The sequence below is a fragment of the Pelagibius sp. Alg239-R121 genome (genome assembly GCF_947331435.1).
Classification (GTDB): domain Bacteria; phylum Pseudomonadota; class Alphaproteobacteria; order Kiloniellales; family Kiloniellaceae; genus Denitrobaculum.
This window is the reverse complement of the sequence record NZ_CAMZOF010000008.1, coordinates 279,312-295,422: the sequence shown is the minus strand read 5'-3', so window position 1 is coordinate 295,422 and position 16,111 is coordinate 279,312. Positions and strand designations below refer to the sequence as shown.

At 55.5% G+C, this 16,111-nt stretch carries 17 protein-coding genes; 5 read left to right on the top strand and 12 right to left on the bottom strand.

Annotated elements, in window-relative coordinates; all coding sequences use genetic code 11:
• Window positions 1–6: 6 nt before the first annotated feature.
• Window positions 7–897, bottom strand: coding sequence for a LysR substrate-binding domain-containing protein (locus tag QMZ18_RS25610; protein WP_282609215.1), 891 nt, complete (start codon window positions 895–897; stop codon window positions 7–9).
• Window positions 898–1,062: 165 nt separating this feature from the next.
• On the opposite strand from QMZ18_RS25610, the gene QMZ18_RS25605 reads away from it, so the two are divergent.
• Genes QMZ18_RS25605 through QMZ18_RS25590 form a run of 4 tightly spaced genes read left to right on the top strand, consistent with a single transcriptional unit; the run spans window position 1,063 to window position 5,651 of the window.
• Window positions 1,063–2,646, top strand: coding sequence for a trimethylamine methyltransferase family protein (locus QMZ18_RS25605; protein ID WP_282609214.1), 1,584 nt, complete (start codon window positions 1,063–1,065; stop codon window positions 2,644–2,646).
• 52 nt (window positions 2,647–2,698) lie between these two features.
• A complete protein-coding gene (locus tag QMZ18_RS25600) occupies window positions 2,699–3,805 on the top strand; it encodes an aminomethyltransferase family protein (protein WP_282609213.1) in 1,107 nt (368 codons plus the stop codon).
• Between the two features lie 49 nt (window positions 3,806–3,854).
• Window positions 3,855–4,346 carry a GNAT family N-acetyltransferase gene (locus QMZ18_RS25595; protein ID WP_282609212.1) on the top strand — a complete coding sequence of 164 codons (492 nt, stop codon included), beginning with the start codon at window positions 3,855–3,857 and terminating at the stop codon, window positions 4,344–4,346.
• Window positions 4,347–4,391: 45 nt separating this feature from the next.
• A complete protein-coding gene (locus QMZ18_RS25590) occupies window positions 4,392–5,651 on the top strand; it encodes an MFS transporter (RefSeq protein WP_282609211.1) in 1,260 nt (419 codons plus the stop codon).
• 30 nt (window positions 5,652–5,681) lie between these two features.
• Here QMZ18_RS25590 and QMZ18_RS36960 read toward each other — a convergent pair whose 3' ends face one another.
• The 7 genes from QMZ18_RS36960 to QMZ18_RS25550 form a co-directional block, all read right to left on the bottom strand.
• A complete protein-coding gene (locus tag QMZ18_RS36960) occupies window positions 5,682–7,496 on the bottom strand; it encodes a 2-dehydropantoate 2-reductase (protein WP_322097290.1) in 1,815 nt (604 codons plus the stop codon).
• Between the two features lie 189 nt (window positions 7,497–7,685).
• A complete protein-coding gene (locus QMZ18_RS25575) occupies window positions 7,686–8,621 on the bottom strand; it encodes a Na+-dependent transporter (RefSeq protein ID WP_282609210.1) in 936 nt (311 codons plus the stop codon).
• A gap of 165 nt (window positions 8,622–8,786) precedes the next feature.
• Window positions 8,787–9,203 (bottom strand): glyoxalase/bleomycin resistance/extradiol dioxygenase family protein, encoded by a 417-nt coding sequence (locus QMZ18_RS25570; protein WP_282609209.1) that lies wholly within the window; start codon window positions 9,201–9,203, stop codon window positions 8,787–8,789.
• Window positions 9,204–9,811: 608 nt separating this feature from the next.
• Complete coding sequence (locus tag QMZ18_RS25565; RefSeq protein ID WP_282609208.1) at window positions 9,812–10,876, bottom strand: succinylglutamate desuccinylase/aspartoacylase family protein; 1,065 nt, start codon at window positions 10,874–10,876, stop codon at window positions 9,812–9,814.
• Window positions 10,869–11,774 (bottom strand): 30S ribosomal protein S6--L-glutamate ligase, encoded by a 906-nt coding sequence (gene rimK / locus QMZ18_RS25560; RefSeq protein WP_282609207.1) that lies wholly within the window; start codon window positions 11,772–11,774, stop codon window positions 10,869–10,871. Before rimK ends, QMZ18_RS25565 begins: the two co-directional genes overlap by 8 nt.
• Window positions 11,771–12,244 (bottom strand): RimK/LysX family protein, encoded by a 474-nt coding sequence (locus tag QMZ18_RS25555; protein WP_282609206.1) that lies wholly within the window; start codon window positions 12,242–12,244, stop codon window positions 11,771–11,773. Before QMZ18_RS25555 ends, rimK begins: the two co-directional genes overlap by 4 nt.
• Window positions 12,245–12,540: 296 nt before the next feature.
• Window positions 12,541–12,732, bottom strand: coding sequence for a hypothetical protein (locus QMZ18_RS25550; RefSeq protein ID WP_282609205.1), 192 nt, complete (start codon window positions 12,730–12,732; stop codon window positions 12,541–12,543).
• A gap of 359 nt (window positions 12,733–13,091) precedes the next feature.
• On the opposite strand from QMZ18_RS25550, the gene QMZ18_RS25545 reads away from it, so the two are divergent.
• Window positions 13,092–14,075 (top strand): NAD(P)-dependent oxidoreductase, encoded by a 984-nt coding sequence (locus tag QMZ18_RS25545; protein ID WP_282609204.1) that lies wholly within the window; start codon window positions 13,092–13,094, stop codon window positions 14,073–14,075.
• Window positions 14,076–14,141: 66 nt separating this feature from the next.
• On the opposite strand, the gene QMZ18_RS25540 is transcribed toward QMZ18_RS25545, so the two are convergent.
• The 4 genes from QMZ18_RS25540 to QMZ18_RS25525 form a co-directional block, all read right to left on the bottom strand.
• Window positions 14,142–14,393 carry a hypothetical protein gene (locus QMZ18_RS25540; protein ID WP_282609203.1) on the bottom strand — a complete coding sequence of 84 codons (252 nt, stop codon included), beginning with the start codon at window positions 14,391–14,393 and terminating at the stop codon, window positions 14,142–14,144.
• 280 nt (window positions 14,394–14,673) lie between these two features.
• Window positions 14,674–14,883: a cold-shock protein gene (locus QMZ18_RS25535; RefSeq protein ID WP_282609202.1), complete on the bottom strand. Its 210-nt coding sequence runs from the start codon at window positions 14,881–14,883 to the stop codon at window positions 14,674–14,676.
• A gap of 237 nt (window positions 14,884–15,120) precedes the next feature.
• Entirely contained in the window at window positions 15,121–15,894 is a 774-nt protein-coding gene (locus QMZ18_RS25530) for an alpha/beta fold hydrolase (RefSeq protein WP_282609201.1), read from the bottom strand.
• Window positions 15,895–15,908: 14 nt separating this feature from the next.
• Entirely contained in the window at window positions 15,909–16,106 is a 198-nt protein-coding gene (locus tag QMZ18_RS25525) for a 2-hydroxymuconate tautomerase (protein ID WP_282609200.1), read from the bottom strand.
• Window positions 16,107–16,111: the final 5 nt, after the last annotated feature.

Here is a 16,111-nt window from a genome sequence, read left to right as displayed (position 1 = left end):
GCTGCACTAAGGTTTTATGACCCTCTCCGACTCTGCTTCCGACAGAATCCAATCACGAAAATCCCGTAGATCCGGGTTTCCCAGCGCGCCTTTGGGATAAGCCAGATAATATCCGTAATTGTCGAGGGCGATGTCCGAAATCGGGAAAAGTCGACCGGCAGACAATTCGGGTGCTACCAGGGAGTCATTTAGAGCTACGCCCTGCCCGTCGATCACGGCCTGCACTCGGACGTTCGGATCAGGTACGACGAGACCGTCCCCCGCCGTGTGATAAGCTAATCCGGCCGCGTAATGCCAATCCTGCCAGGCAACGCTGCTCTCCCGGTCCTGAAGCAACGTCAGCTCCGGTAAGGCCGATGCAATTCCAGTTTCCTTGATCCGGTCTGCAATCTTTGCCCCAGCGACCGGTATGGCCGGGCAATGGAACAGCAACTCAACTTCCAGATCTGTCCAATCGCCTTTGCCCCAACGAATGGCCATGTCGATGTTTTCGGCCCGAAGATCTATGAGATCGATCACAGGCTGCAGGCGGAGCCCGATACCCGGATGATCGACCATGAAAGTCATCAATCGTGGCGACAGCCAACGTGAAGCAAAGTAACTCGACAGGCCGATCGTAATCCGTCCCGGAGTGTCCTCCCGAAGACCCGCTATCTCCCGCTCGAGATCATGAAACGCCACCTGGGATACATGCCAGAGCCTTTTACCCTTTTCCGTCAAGACGATGCTGCGGTGTAGACGGTCGAATACTTTGAAGCCGAGTTCCTCTTCCAGGCGGCCGATTTGATAGCTGACGGCCCCTTTGGTCAGGTTCAGTTCAACGCCCGCCAACGTGAAGCTCAGATGGCGCGCGACGACGTCAAAGAGACGCAGGTTATCGAATGAGCGAAAGCGCATTTTTATGGTCTAATTTTTTTAAACCAAAAGTGCAAATTATTTGGTTTGCGCGATTTTGATAACCGTTGTTTTGTCAACGATATAGGAACCTAAACATACACTCGAAATCCATTCCTTTGTGCATAACAGGGTTTGGAATAATTTGTTTTGATCGAGAAATGCGCAATGCCCGCGACAAAGGCGATACCAGAACCAACCTCTTCCAGCCTACGGCGAGGTCGCAGAGGCGGCCGCAGCGGTGGACGCTCCGGGCGCATAAAACGACGTGTCGACGGCAGCACCCAAAATGGCCCCGCTTTTCTCACCCGCAGAACACCACTGTATGATCTCCTGGATGAAGAAAACCTCATTGCCCTGGAAAATCACGCCGATTGGATCCTGCAGGAAATCGGTATCGAAATACGCGGCGACGAAGAAGCCCTGGCGCTTTTCAAGCAGGCCGGCGCCTCAGTAAACGGCAGCCGTATACGTTTCGATCCCGGTCATGCCCGGTCTCTCTGCAGCAGTGCCCCCGGTCAATTTCGTATGTTCGCCCGTGACCCTGCAAAAACGATCACGATCGGTGGCGATCACGTAGTCTTTACACCAGCCTACGGCCCGCCCTTCGTCTCGGATCTCGACAATGGCCGCCGGTACGCGACGCTCGAGGATTTCCGAAACTTTGTGAAGCTCGCCGACGTTACGCCCTGGCTCCACCATTCCGGAGGCACGGTGTGTGAACCGGTCGATATCCCCGTCAACAAGCGTCACCTGGATATGGTCTACGCGCACCTGCGGTATTCGACAAAACCCTTTATGGGTTCGGTCACTGCGCCGCAACGTGCCGAAGACTCCATTGAGATGGCGCGGATCGTCTTCGGCGCGGAAACCCTTGAAAAGCACTGCGTCATCCAGGGCAATATCAACGTCAACTCGCCCCTCGTGTTCGACGAAATCATGACCGGCGCACTGAAAGCCTACGCCTGCGCCAACCAGGGCATCGTTCTCTCACCCTTCATCCTGGGAGGCGCCATGGGTCCGGTCACACAACCAGCGCTGATCGCCCAGGCCCACGCAGAAGCCATGGTGGGCATTGCGCTCAGCCAGCTTGTGCGAAAGGGCGCGCCCGTGGTTTACGGCAACTTCCTCACCACGGTTGATCTGAAGTCCGGCGCCCCTACTTTCGGTACGCCCGAGGCCAATCTCTCCGCACTTGCCATCGGCCAGCTCTGCCGGCGGCTGGGGCTGCCATTGCGATGCGGCGGGCATCTGACCGCCTCCAAGGTTGCCGATGGACAGGCCATGCAGGAATCAGCCGACAGCATGACGGCTGGTCTGATGGCCGGCGCCAACTACGTTCTACATGCCGCCGGCTGGCTCGAGGGCGGCCTGACCATAGGCTACGAGAAGTTCGTCATGGACCTGGATCGATGCGGAATGATGCAACGCAGCCTCTCGGGGCTCACCATCAATGACAACCAGCTCGGCACCGAAGCCTACCGGCAGGCCGGACCGGGCGAGAACTTCTTCGGCATTCCCCATACCTTGCAGAACTTCGAAACCGCCAACTATCAGTCCGATCTGGCCGACACCTCTTCCTTCGAACAGTGGGAAGAAAACGGCTGTCAGACAATCGAACAGCGGGCCAATAGGCGCTGGAAAGAAATGCTGGCTCAATACCAGGCACCGCCAATGGATCCGGCGACCGACGAGGCCCTTCTTGATTTCATGACACGGAAGAAACAGGCCGTAGGAGACGAGTGGTACTGACCTGAAGGCCGTCAATCATTAGCAAGACATTCATACCTAGGGGAGAAATCTCATGACGACTGAACTATCGCGCACCTCCGCATTGGCGTCACGGCACCGTGAATTGGGTTCCGGTCTTGAGGACTGGAACGGCATGGGCACCGCCTGGACTTACAATAGCGACCCCAATGCCGAGCATGACGCGGTACGCGAGGCCGCTGGTCTGTTCGACATGTCGCCGCTTAAAAAGGTCTTTCTGCGCGGCCCCGGCGCCGCAGAGGTCGTCGACCATGTCATCACCAGAGACATGACTAGGGTCACGCCGGGACAGTCGGCCTATGGCGCGATCCTCACGAATTCCGGCCACGTCTGTGACGATGCCATCATTGCCAACAATGGCGGAGATGAGTGGATGCTATGCCACGGTTCCGGAGAAAGCATGGAACGCTTACAGGAATCCGCAGAAGGAAAGAACGTCGAAATCGAACTCGATGACAGCCTCCACAACATCTCCCTCCAAGGGCCCAAGGCGCTGGACCTGCTCAACGCCCATGCGTCCATTGACCTGGGCGACCTCAAGTACTTTCATCATCTGAAAAGCGAGCTCTTCGGCCATCCGTGCCGCATTTCCCGCACAGGCTATTCCGGCGAACGCGGGTATGAGATCTTCGCGGACCAATCTGTTGTTTGCAACATCTGGGACAACATCCTGGGGCGTGGCAAGTCCCAGGGAGTCTTGCCCTGTTCCTTCACGGCACTGGACAAAGTGCGGGTCGAAGCGGCCCTGCTGTTTTTCGGCTACGACATGACCAGCGAGCACAGCCCTTGGGAGGTTGGCCTTGGTTTTACGGTCAGCCGGAAGAAAGGGAATTTCAGGGGCAAGGATGCGGTCTACGCTCTGGAAGGACAGGAACGCTTTAAGCTGGCAGGTATCGCCGCCGACCACGGCGACGCGCTTGCGGACGGCGAAAAGCTTCTCTTGGATGGCAGAAACGTAGGCGTGGTCAACAGTCCCGCGTGGTCTCATCGCTTAAGCAAATCTCTCGCCCTCGTGCATCTGCATCCTGACGCAATCGCCCCCGGAACGCGGTTGGAAGTCGACAGCGAGGAGCTCGCGTGCGGCGCAGTTGTCGAAGCCATTCCCTTTTTCGACCGCGACAAAACCCGGACACACGCGTAAAACGACGAGGCAAATCCAGTTGCATTCGGAATGAAAGCAGCAGTGCCACGTGATAATTCGCGCCTACGAGAAACACGACGCAATCAGCCTTCAAAACCTCTATCGGCGGTCGGTCGAGCAGATCGGCAGCCGTGACTACACGCCAGCCCAGGTCACGGCCTGGGCGTCTCTCTGCCCAAGCGCAGAGAGCTTTCACCTTATGAGCGAAGACGGCCGAATCCGGCTTGTTGCGATAGAGGCTTCAGATGTTCCGATCGCTTTTGCCGATCTGGAACCGGATGGTCACATCCATTTCCTTTATTGCGCGCCAGAGGCTGCCGTAAAGAACGTCACGTCCGTACTTTACGATGCCTTGGAACAGACGGCACAAACTCATGGCATGCACCGACTGTATACCGAAGCAAGCGAAGCAGCGCGGCGTTTCTTTTTGAAAAGAGGCTTTGTCGTTGTTTCAAGGCGCGAGCTGGATATCTCCGGCGTCGCGATCCATAACTATGCCATGGAGAAATTTCTCGAACCTACTGCTCCAGGGCCACGCTAATTCCATGGCAAGAAACTCACCGTCTAGGTCATCTGGACCTTGGCCATGAATGGAACTGCGGAACGGCAGTGGTTTGGCGGTATCGGCAGAGCTTTTGCGGATCGGAATTTCCGCATCCACTCTGTTGGCTCGATCGCATCCTGGATCAGTTACTTCGTGCAGATCGTCGCGGTGTCCTGGCTGACATGGGAACTGACGGCGTCGACGGTTTGGCTGGCTGTTGTTGCCCTGATGGACATCGTTCCAAATGTCCTTTTACTGCCTCTTGGCGGCGCCCTGGCGGATCGGTTCGATCGCTACCGGATTCTGATCGTCACAAACATCCTTTTGCTGATTCAGGCGACGGTGATGGCATTGCTGGCCTGGTGGGATCTCCTGAGCATTTGGCCTCTGGCCTTGCTGGTCTTGTTGCATGGAACGCTCATTAGTTTTTATGTCCCTGCCATGCATGGAATGCTGCCGCGCTTTGTCGAAAAATCCCGCCTTGCCTCGGCCATCGCAGTGAATTCCTCCTATACTCAGTTTGCGATTTTTGCCGGACCTGCACTGGCGGGCTGGCTTATCGTCAACCACAGCATCGCCATGGCCTTCGCCGTCAATGCGCTGGGCTACTTCATCCTGCTCTGTGCAATGACCTTTCTGAAAACGCCGAAAGGTTACATGAAGCCGCAAAGAAGCGGCCTTTCAATTCTCGGCGACATTGCACACGGCGTTACTTACATCCTCGGCAACAAGGGTATTTCCGCTCTGCTCATCCTGCTGTTGGCCGGGGACGCGCTGAGCGTCAGCTTCTATCATATGCTGCCTGCTTATTCGGAACAGATCCTTAGTGTGGGCGTTGTTGGCGTTTCCGCCATCCTGGCGGCCAGAGGCTTCGGTGCAACGCTGGCGGCGCTTTGGCTCGCTCATGGTGGCGCCAAAGCCGCGAGAATCGAACGGGTACTTTGGGCGTTTCTGGCAGCCACCCTATCGCTCGCATGCCTTCTCCTCGTCGAAAACCTGTATTTTGCGGTTGCTATCGCGATGGCCTCGGGATTGGCGAGCCAGATTCGAAAAACCGGTACGCAGTCATTGCTTCAGTTAAACGTCGACGAGGCGCAACGCGGGCGCGTCATGGGAAATATGTTCTTGCTGACGCAGCTGGCCGGAGGGATCGGAACCTATCTGGTCGGAAGTTATGCGGTGACCCAGGGCGTGGTGACGCCCATGCTGATCGCCGTGACCATATGTCTTGTCATTTGGGTGATCGTATTTACCGGGCGGGGACGCTTCATCCATTCGTTCGACGAGAGTTTGAAAGGATGACGCGAACAACGCCGAACTCAGGCCCTGGCGCTAGCCGGTTTTCGCAAAGGCGACGCCAACACCTTCGGTCAGCATCACCTTGTTCAGGAGCTTGATGCAGGCATAAACCGCTTTGATGGAGGGCGCCGGCGTACCAGTTAAATTCGCCATCTCCAGGATCGATCCAACCAGTGCCTCGGTTTCCAGCGATCGGCCGAGCTCCACATCCTGCAACATCGAGGTTTTATGCGACCCGACAGCCTCCGCACCTTGGATCCGCTTTTCAATGGTATGGCGGAAGGTGATGCCGAGCTGTTCCGCGACTGTTTGTGCTTCGGCCATCATGTCTGCCGCCAACGTCCGGGTTTCAGGGAACTGGCAGATATCAACCAGAGTGGCATGGCTGAGGGCGCTGATGGGATTGAACGAAAGATTGCCCCAGGCCTTCAACCAGATTTCCGCGCGAATATCGCTCAAGACACGGGACTTCAGTCCACTGGAAACCAGCAGGTCATGAAGCAACTTAACCCGATCTGTCTCGGCACCATCCAGTTCGCCAATTGGGAAGCGATCTCCCTCAACATGATGGATTACGCCAAAATCGTGGACTGAAGCGGCAGGATAGACCACGGATCCGATGATCCGCGAGGGATCGATTTTGCGTGTGAGGATACCCGAAGGGTCGAGACCCTTGAGCTGCTGGCCGTCATGTGGGCCGCCGTGGTTCTGGAAATACCACCAGGGCAAACCGTTCTGTACGGTCATCACCATGGTTTCCGGGGTGAGCATCTTTTCGATGTCACGCACCACCCCTTCCAGGTAATGGGCTTTGACTGCCAGTATGACAAGATCCTGTGGGCCAGCTTCGGCAGCAGAGCTCACGGCTTTAACCGCCGTAGTGATGCTGGTGCCGTCTTCCCAGATAAGCTTGAGTCCGTTTTGGCGGATCGCCTCCAGATGCCGGCCCATATCGACCACGGTGACCGGATGTCCCGCATTGGCGATTTTGGCCGCCAGCAGGCCGCCGATTGCACCCGCGCCAACGACACAGACTCTTGTCGGCGGAACCTCCGCACTGTACTGGAATGGAACCGCCTGCACGAATTCGTTTGTCAGGGTGCCAACCTGGTCGATGACGACCTCCATTCGGTTGACGGCTTCCCGCATGGCGCCAACGCCAACCGAAGTACCACAGGCTATAACATCTCCCGGCATCAGGGTCATGTCCTGCGATAAGCGCGCCACCAGCTTGTGAGGCGTAAAAAACATATCCTCCACGGGATAATTTTGACGCTCTTTACCGTTCACGACCGTCTTGATGGTCAAAGACATCGGATCTAGTCCAGTGGCGATAGACGGTCCGATAGCACCGAATTTGTCGAAGCTTTTAGCGCGCGTCCACTGCGCAAAACTTGCGTCCTTGTTCAACAAGTCGACAGCCGTCACATCATTGATACAGGTATAGCCGAAGATGTACTCCCCTGCTTCAGCCTCATTTATGTCGGCACATTTTTTTCCGATCACGATGCCGAGTTCGCCTTCGTAGATCACATTTCCCGCATAGCTTTTCGGGCGGCGGATTTCCTGACCATCAGCAACAAAAGCATTTGAGGCCTTGAGGAAATACAGGGGATCGGCTGGCCTGGAGGTCCCGAGTTTGGCCGCCAATTGATGGAAATTGTTCCACAGACAAATCATCTTGGAAGGAACGCAAGGTGTCAGAAGCGTGACATCTGCCAGCGTTCTTGATTCGCCGGTTGACGCTGCGCCATCGAACATATCACCGCTGTGAACCGCGATCGCCTCGTTTTCAAGTACTCCGAATTCGATCTGACCTTGATATTCGAACCTGACCCACTGTGCCATTGATGCTCCCCTTATTTCGCGCCCGACATTACCGGGTGAACACAAAGACTAACGTGAAACTCCGCTCCGGGCACTAGCAGAAGAGAAGCCTGACTGAATCGTGAAACAAGGATTTATCCTCGATCTCCAAAAGCGATAGCTCACCCAGTTTCAAGATGCGTCGCCGCCCAACTAAATTGCGGCCAGTCGTCAGCGTTCTCTTCGCGCGATTGCCCGGGCAACGGGTTGGAGTACCTGCGGCGATAAATAGATCGGAAACTGGCTGACCGCGAAGTAGAGCCAGGTCAAGTCGGGCAAAATTCCTCCGGTTGCGGCAAGCATCAGTCCCATGTTCCGCTGAGACGTCATCATCCCGAGAGCGAAGGCGCGTTTCGACCCCCATTTTAGGAAAACCAGATAGGTAACGGCGAGAAGTAGAGCGAAAACAGCAAAAGCAAAGACCGTTAAAGCAAGCATCTTAATGGGATCATCAAGGAAGCGTATGCCGACCTCGCCCATCACGGCGGAAACAAAGACGAAGAGGATAAGAACATTTACTCCGTCGATCCGATCCCGGTGCCTGGCAATTGCGTCAGCCCCCAACAAACGCCGTATCAATAAACCAACAACCGCCGAGCCAGCTAGTATCGTCATAAGTTTCAGGCCGAGCGACAGCGGTGACAGGGATAGATCAAGCCCCATGAGATAAACGAAGAGCGGGGCCGAAATTGGTGTAATGACCGTGCTGACAATCAAAGTGCAAAGCACCAATGTGGCATCCAGACCCATCAAAGCAGCGAGAGCGGGTGCCGCCATCATCGGCGAAGCCACTGCCTGCAACATCAGGCCGAGAAACAGTGCCGGGCTGATCGCCTCGAAACCTGCAATCCAACAACCAAGCCCAAAAAGCATCGGTATCGCAAAGCTTGTCCAGACCGCGGCTGCCACAACAGAGCCGGGCTGACGCAGATAGGACCGGAATGCCTCAACATCGATCCTGAGGAACGCGATGCAGAGGAGACCAACCACGGCTTCGGTGACGTAGGGTTTGAGAATGGCGCCGAGGGACGGCAGAGCGATTGCGATCGCAACCAACGCAGCGACGGCCCTTGTCCGCTGACGGCCAATCCAAGCGACTAAATCCACACCGCATCCTCCAAGGCATAACGCCGCAACTGTGCCGGAGCTCCTCCGGGAAGGCTATGAAGAAAACTGCGGGATGCGGATCAAGAAAGCTGCCGCAGTGATGTCGTTCGAACGGCTGCTACCAAGCGCCGGTAGCTGTTTGTTGGCCCGTTCTCTCCGCTCAAATCACTTTGGCGGTGGTCCCTCGGGCGTTCCGATACAAATCACATAACCATCCGGGTCGCGCAGGTAAAGTTCCATCATGCCGTACCACTGAAGCGTCGGACCCTTGACGATTTGGTCTTCCGATACCCGTTCCAGGACATCATTTGGATGTAGATCACGAAAGTAAATTGTGCCGGAGGCGGTGGGCTTTTCCCCGCCGTCGAAAACCGGAAGTTCATCCGCCAGAGAGGCCGCCGTCTGGAGCATGAGCTGGCCACCGTTCCATTCAAGTATGACAAAGGCGCCATCCTTGCAATCACCATCGGATAAAATTTCACGATCCCGAGAAACGGCCATAATGAGGGTCATCGCCAGCGTGTCTCGATAGAACTCGATCGAACGGCGCATATCGGTGACCAACAGATTGGGGATGATCATGGTTTCGGTGCTCCGGCTGCATCGGTCAATGGTCGTATCACAAACGCGCTGATGCAGCCAGTACGCGCGCGCTGATGAAGGGCTTCTAGTGCGGCGATCTCCAAAAACGCGCGAACGGCACACGCCGAGGCGGCGCTCTACAAAGGGTAGTTGTCCTCCAGTTTCCCCAACACCAATGGTTTGCGAACTCCACAGCATTGCACCACCCTTCTCTCTTATCCATGCCGTCATGGCAAACGCTCCCGGCGGCAGTTAACAGTCTCGACAATCATCGAAGTCTCTCTCTATTAAACTCGAATTCAGTTCTTTTCTCCCGGCGAGCAAACGAACCAACCCGCTTGTCATACTGGTTTTGCCCGAAAACGCCGGACCTTGCTTGAAGAGATCCTGGTGAATGTTTGGAGGTTTTATGGAGATTGCCGTACTCATGTTACGGCGCGTACATGGAATTTAGATGCATGATCGATTTGAAGATTTTGCGTAGAGTGCAAAAGGTTTAGAGCTGACTCAGGACGCTGTGCCGCTTCGCTGGTGAGGTCACTGTTCAGTTCAGGACTTCAAGACTGATGCTCTCAATCGAAATCCTGTGGCATCAATCCTAGTAGATTCTACGAAAGAAGCGGATCGTCGGCCAACTCGGCAGTCAAACCTTCGGCATAATCTTCTTCGGGAATAAAGGCGTCCAATGTCTCAGCAACAACCTGAGTCCCTTCAACCCGGACAATGTGAAACAGTCCATCACCTTCATACACCAAAGGAAGGTTTGTCCGGCCAATGACGATACCATCTGTTGGTGACGTCACCGTGACTTCACGCTCTCCAAAAGGATCGGATATAACGCCTAGGACAGCATCCTGCCGCACTTGAGCCCCCAGTTCGAAACTGGCACGGAGAACACCGCTAGCCGGCGCCCGAACCCAAGTGCTCGAACGTGCGATAATCGGATCCATCGGCCTGGGACTTTGCTTACCGGCAGGCAGCATGTTCAGGGCACGCATCGCCCGCGCCACCCCCTTCACACCAGCGCGGATCGAAAGCTCATCGAAACGCAGAGCTTCGCCTGCCTCGTAGACGATAACCGGAACCCCGAGCTGACCCGCAGCCTGCCGAAGGCTGCCCGCGCGCAATGACGCATTGATGACGACGGGAACGCCAAAGCTACTGGCCATCTCCGAAACCTTGGGGTCGTCGAGATTTGCGCGGATCTGCGGATAATTCACGCGATGCACGGCGGCGGTATGAAGATCAATGCCATGGGTGCATTTGGCGACGACCTCTTCGATAAAGAGATTAGCGAGTCGGGATGCCAGGGATCCTTGGGACGTTCCAGGGAAAGACCGGTTGAGGTCACGCCGGTCGGGCAGATATCGGGAAAGGGCGATAAAACCGAAAACATTCACAATGGGAACCGCAATTAACGTACCCCGTAAACTGCGCAGCGCACGCAGTTTCAGGACTCGCCGGATGATTTCCACGCCGGAGATTTCATCGCCGTGCAGGCCGGCGCAGACAAACAATCGCGGCCCTGGTTTTCGACCACAGATAACTTGGACCGGCATCGACATTGGCGTGTGCGTGGAAAGGTCCGTTATCGGAAGATCAATAATACGCCGCTCGCCCGGCTTGACCGTGATGCCACCAACGACAATTTCTTCTGCCAGCGGATCAGCCACGACCGCGCGTCTTTGTTTTATTAGGCCGGGCGTTTTTCTCCATGAAATCGATGATTTTTCCGGCGACATCAATCCCGGTGGCTTTCTCCACGCCCTCCAGACCCGGCGAAGAATTCACCTCCATGACAACCGGCCCATGGTTCGAACGCAACATGTCCACACCGCAGACATTCAGACCCATAATGTGCGCCGCCCGCACAGCGGTTGAGCGTTCTTCCGGAGTGATTTTGATCGACTGTGCCTTGCCGCCGCGATGAAGATTGGACCGGAAATCATCTTCTGCGCCGCTTCTCATCATAGAGGCAACGACACGGTCACCGATAACCAGGCAGCGGATGTCCTGTCCGCCGGCTTCCTTGATGAATTCCTGCACTAAAATGTTCGCCTTTAAGCCACCAAAAGCCTGGATCATGCTCTTGGCCGCACCCGGGGTCTCACCCAAAACAACGCCGATCCCCTGCGTGCCTTCCAACAATTTGATCACAACGGGCGCACCGCCCAGGGTACTGAGGATGTCGTCCGCCTGGCTCGTTGAATGCGCAAAGACCGTCACCGGCAGGCCGATGCCCTTTCCTGCGAGCAGTTGCAGACTGCGCAGCTTGTCACGTGAGCGGGTGATCGCCACGGACTCGTTCAATGGGTAAACACCCATAACCTCGAACTGCCGAAGAACAGCGGTACCAAAAAAGGTGACTGATGCGCCAATACGGGGAATAACCGCGTCGAACCCGAGTAACTTCTCACCCTTATAGTGGAGTGCCGGACGGTGTGACGCGACGTTGATGTATACCCGTAATGTGTCGATCACATGAATCTCATGCCCGCGCTGCTCCGCAGCTTCAACCAGCCTTTTATGCGAATAGAGTGTAGCGTTTCTGGCCATGAGGGCGATCTTCATTGGTCCGTTCCTCCGCGTTTCTTTCGGGTCTTTCGCTTGGCGCGACCCAGTTTAAATGAGCTGCCGGAATCGACGATTAGATGCCGGCGCAGAGCCTGCCTCCCAAGCAGCATGCGAAAGCCTAATTCGTCCCGATTGGTAAGAGTCACTTCGATAGGCCATTCCATCTCGCCGACACGTAAACGCGTCGCAATGACGTAGCGGCGGTCTTTCTGGCCGTTTGAGCTTGTAATAATCCGCTCGTCGACTATCAAGGCTTCGCACGATATTTCCGGGTGACGATGCCGTTGTAAGGGATGCACATTGAAGCGGACGAAATTCTGCCCGTCCCTATGAAACTTCTCGATGCGAAAGGCATGGAGGGCTGACGTCCGCGCCCCCGTATCCAGTTTCACCTTGATTCGGTCGATACCCAGATCAGGCAGCGATATCCATTCGCGCCACCCTGCAACAGGTTTCTTTTCCTTCAATGTCCAAGTCCTGATCAACTTGCCGACTTTGCCCGCGTTGCTATTCAGGGCATGCGCCCAGATTACACGAGCAACTCAGCATTCTGACCTGACCGGCTTGTCAGAAGATATCACTTTCTTTCAGATGCACGCTCTCAGCCGCAAAAAGGCTGGTGCTACGATGGCAGAGGTCCAGCCAGTAAACAGCCCTCGCGCTACAGCGTTAGTACTCACACTTGAGGCAGATGAAACACCGAGGCGGCGTGAATTAGAGCCGGCCTGGGTTTCACTTTGAATCAGATCGAACCGATCAAGCTTTAGATAGAGGTGTGCTGCCAGTGCTGCTGCAATGCATGAGTGGCATCACTATAGCTTTCGAAGATGCCAAGCGCATTGCGGCGGCGCTGCCCATCGGCCGTAATCAGATAGCTTGCGAGACTCCAGGTATCAGACTTGTTCTTTTCCACGACGACAGTCATACGCTGCGGCGTGTCGAAATCGACGTTCATCTATGGGTTCCTCAATTGGCCCAACCGGCATATCCCGCGTACAGTTCCGTATCGATTGACGTGCCTGGGCAGTTCCTCAGTTCACCGCGAACCATTTGATCCAGCGGCTGAGCGGCGCTTAGATGCGCCTATTGATTAACCGATACAAGATGGAAAATGTCCCAGATGATGCAGCGCTGTCATGCGAAAATCGAATGGATGACAAATGCGACAAATTCCCAACCAATCCTCGATGTGAAGCCGAAAGCGCGAACCGCCTCGCAAGCAAGCTATTGACGGACAACATCATCACTGATTGAACGTTCTTTCATGATGTGGCGAATGCAGTGCCGCAGCCACAATATGCAGGATGATTGACGATGAAAGTCCTAGTGACCGGAAGCGCTGGACATCTTGGTGAAGCGCTCTGTCTTAGCCTGTTGGCCGCAAACCACGAAGTTGTCGGCCTGGATATCCAGGCTTCGGAGTTTACCAGCCATCAGGGGTCTCTCACTGAGCGTTCCTTCGTGAAACGCTGTATGAAAGGGGTGCAGGCGGTTTTGCATGCGGCGACGCTTCACAAACCGCATGTGGCCACCCATTGCCGTCAGGACTTTGTGGACACGAACATCACCGGCACTCTCAATCTGTTGGAAGAGGCCGTTGCCGCCAAGGTTCAACGTTTCGTCTATACCAGCACCACCAGCGTTTTCGGCGATGCGCTGGTACCGCCACCCGGCGCGCCGGCAGCCTGGATCACCGAAGGGGTCATGCCGGCTCCCAAAAACATCTACGGCGTCACCAAGGCAGCGGCGGAGGATCTTTGCCAACTGTTCCATCGCAATCAGGGTCTGCCCACAATCGTATTGCGGACCTCCCGGTTTTTCCCAGAAGAGGACGACCGCCCGGACATCCGGAACGAATATTGCGATGAGAACCTTAAGACGAACGAATATCTTTTTCGCCGGGTCGATATTTCAGATGCGGTGGACGCCCATCTGCTGGCATTAGACAAAGCCTCGACGATTGGCTTTGGGCGCTTCATTATCAGCGCCACCTCGCCCTTTTTGCGCAAAGACATGACGCTGCTGCGGGACAATGCGCAAAAGGTGGTGAGGCAGAGAGTTCCGACCTACGAACAGGAATACCTGCGCCGCGGCTGGAGAATGTTCCCGGCTATCGACCGGGTTTATGTGAACGATAAAGCCCGGCGCGACCTCGCCTGGCAACCACGTTTCGATTTCGCCGCCGCAATTGAACAACTCAGGCAGAACAGGGATCCGCGCAGTTCCCTCGCGCGCAAAATCGGATCAAAGGGATATCACACCGAGCGCTTTACCGACGGGCCTTATCCGGTCGCTTAGATCCTGGCCCCTTAAACTCCGAATGTCCTCTCTCATAAAGATAATTAGGACCGTCGGAGCGATTCTTCAGTAAGCCTTGGGCTTTCTGTTCGCCGTTTTCTTGGCGGTTGCCGGCTTTTTGGGTGTGGCTTTCGCGGTTGCATCTTTTTCCGCAAGCTCTTTATCGGCAGCTTCTTTGGCGAGACGAAGCGCCTTCAGCTTCGCGACGTGCGCTGCCTCCAGCTTACGCGCTTTGTCTTTATCCTTGCCGGCCTGGGCAGCTTTTTTCTGAGTGGCCGAAAAATGCTGTTCGGCTTGCGATCTAAGTGAATTCGGCATTGTGCCAATCCTCCGTTTCAGTTCGAGACATAACGGGCGGAGGGACTCGTCCCGCAGCACAGGCGGAACCGCTCGCAGCTTAGTGCGCAAAACCACTGGCGGCATTTGCGCCAGCTTTTAGACTGCCCGGTGCAGTGAATAGCGCACAACGAGCAATAGGGCTTATGCGAAAAACGGACGAATAGTTCTTAATCGGGCGATCTCGACATCACCCACTATCGCACGCCGAATGCAGATAGTACACGGCAACCGCCCCCATACGGGAGCGGTTGCCGAGTGACTAGTCGATCACAGACAGGTTTTCAGCAGAAGATTTGCCGTTCTGCCCTGCCTGAACTTCGTAAGAAACCTTCTGGCCTTCATTCAGCGAGCTCAGACCAGCGCGCTCAACTGCCGAAATGTGCACGAATGCATCTTTCGAACCGTCATCAGGTTCAATGAATCCGTAGCCCTTCGTCGGGTTGAACCACTTTACAGTACCATTAGCCATAATCTGTTCCTCTACCAGGAGTGTTGATTTCGCTCCGCGAATCAAGCGGTAACGCGATCGGTTTAACGCTCACATTGTTAGGGGATAAATAAGCTAATCGGCGAACCGGTTATTCAAGTAACACAAAACAGATGCAATACGCGTGCACGACAATCTGGGGAATCCGCCCTGAAGTCAACGAACTACTTCGCAGCGCGGGTAGAGATGTCCATAGATTTTAGACGATACGGGTCTGATTTACCGGCACAGGGACAGGAATCTACCGACTTCAGTCGACACACGATCAGGCGCTTCAATCAGAATGGAGTGCTTGAGGCCGTCCAGAATCACGAGTTCCGAGTTGGGCAGTTCGTCCGCAATAAACCGGTTAAGCCGCGGATTACAGCCGCCGTCGAGCTCTCCAGTCAACACCAAGGACGGCGCCGCTACTTCGTGCAACCAGGGCGCCATTTCGGTTTCCGCGTAAATGCGAAACACATTCATGAAGATCTGGGCCGGAGTATCGATTACCTGTTTTATGCGTGCCCGGATCGCTTCCGGCCGTGTGTCAATAAAGTGATCTGTGTACCAGCGTTCGACCAAGGTTTCGAGCACCCGCTCTATGCCCTTCTCTTCCATTGCCTCGATGACGCCCAAGACCTTGGCCCGGTCCTCGTCCGTCCTGCCGGCCGCCGTGCTGAGCAAACCCAATGAAAGCACGCGTTCCGGGTGCACCCGTGCGTAGGCCGGACCGATCATACCGCCAAGCGAATGACCGATGACATGAGCCCTGTCGATGTCGAGTTTTTCCCGCAGTGCCTCCAGGTCGTCGACGAGATCCGAAAGCGTAAAAAGTCCTGTCGGCACAGGTGACTCGCCATGGCCGCGCAGGTCATAGCTGATGCAGGTAAAATCCTTCGAGAACTGGTCGATCAACCCCGCCCAGGTCGCCCGTCGAGCACCTATGCCATGAACCATGAACAAGGCCGGGCCGCTGCCCTCGATGGAGTAGACACAGTCGACAGCCGTCATCGGCCCTGCCCTTTCTATTTGTCCGGATACTTATCGACACAGAGCTGGCCTCCTGTACCCCAGTCTTCCTTCTCGACGTCGGTGATAACAACGTGAAGGCTTTCTGGATTGCCGCCGCAGGCCCGCACGAAACCTTCAGTTAATTCTCGAACCAGCTCTCGTTTTTGGTCCTGCGTCCGCCCTTTGAACATCTCAACGCGGATAATCGGCATAGCTT

Excerpts from the sequence above, each read along its gene's own strand:
- QMZ18_RS25535 (WP_282609202.1), bottom strand. The coding sequence starts at position 14,883 with ATGGCTAATGGTACTGTAAAGTGGTTCAACCCGACGAAGGGCTACGGA.
- QMZ18_RS25550 (WP_282609205.1), bottom strand. The coding sequence starts at position 12,732 with ATGAACGTCGATTTCGACACGCCGCAGCGTATGACTGTCGTCGTGGAA.
- QMZ18_RS36960 (WP_322097290.1), bottom strand. The coding sequence starts at position 7,496 with ATGGCACAGTGGGTCAGGTTCGAATATCAAGGTCAGATCGAATTCGGA.
- QMZ18_RS25540 (WP_282609203.1), bottom strand. The coding sequence starts at position 14,393 with ATGCCGAATTCACTTAGATCGCAAGCCGAACAGCATTTTTCGGCCACT.
- QMZ18_RS25545 (WP_282609204.1), top strand. The coding sequence starts at position 13,092 with ATGAAAGTCCTAGTGACCGGAAGCGCTGGACATCTTGGTGAAGCGCTC.
- QMZ18_RS25600 (WP_282609213.1), top strand. The coding sequence starts at position 2,699 with ATGACGACTGAACTATCGCGCACCTCCGCATTGGCGTCACGGCACCGT.
- QMZ18_RS25605 (WP_282609214.1), top strand. The coding sequence starts at position 1,063 with ATGCCCGCGACAAAGGCGATACCAGAACCAACCTCTTCCAGCCTACGG.
- QMZ18_RS25610 (WP_282609215.1), bottom strand. The coding sequence starts at position 897 with ATGCGCTTTCGCTCATTCGATAACCTGCGTCTCTTTGACGTCGTCGCG.
- QMZ18_RS25530 (WP_282609201.1), bottom strand. The coding sequence starts at position 15,894 with ATGACGGCTGTCGACTGTGTCTACTCCATCGAGGGCAGCGGCCCGGCC.
- QMZ18_RS25525 (WP_282609200.1), bottom strand. The coding sequence starts at position 16,106 with ATGCCGATTATCCGCGTTGAGATGTTCAAAGGGCGGACGCAGGACCAA.
- QMZ18_RS25570 (WP_282609209.1), bottom strand. The coding sequence starts at position 9,203 with ATGATCATCCCCAATCTGTTGGTCACCGATATGCGCCGTTCGATCGAG.
- rimK (WP_282609207.1), bottom strand. The coding sequence starts at position 11,774 with ATGAAGATCGCCCTCATGGCCAGAAACGCTACACTCTATTCGCATAAA.
- QMZ18_RS25590 (WP_282609211.1), top strand. The coding sequence starts at position 4,392 with ATGAATGGAACTGCGGAACGGCAGTGGTTTGGCGGTATCGGCAGAGCT.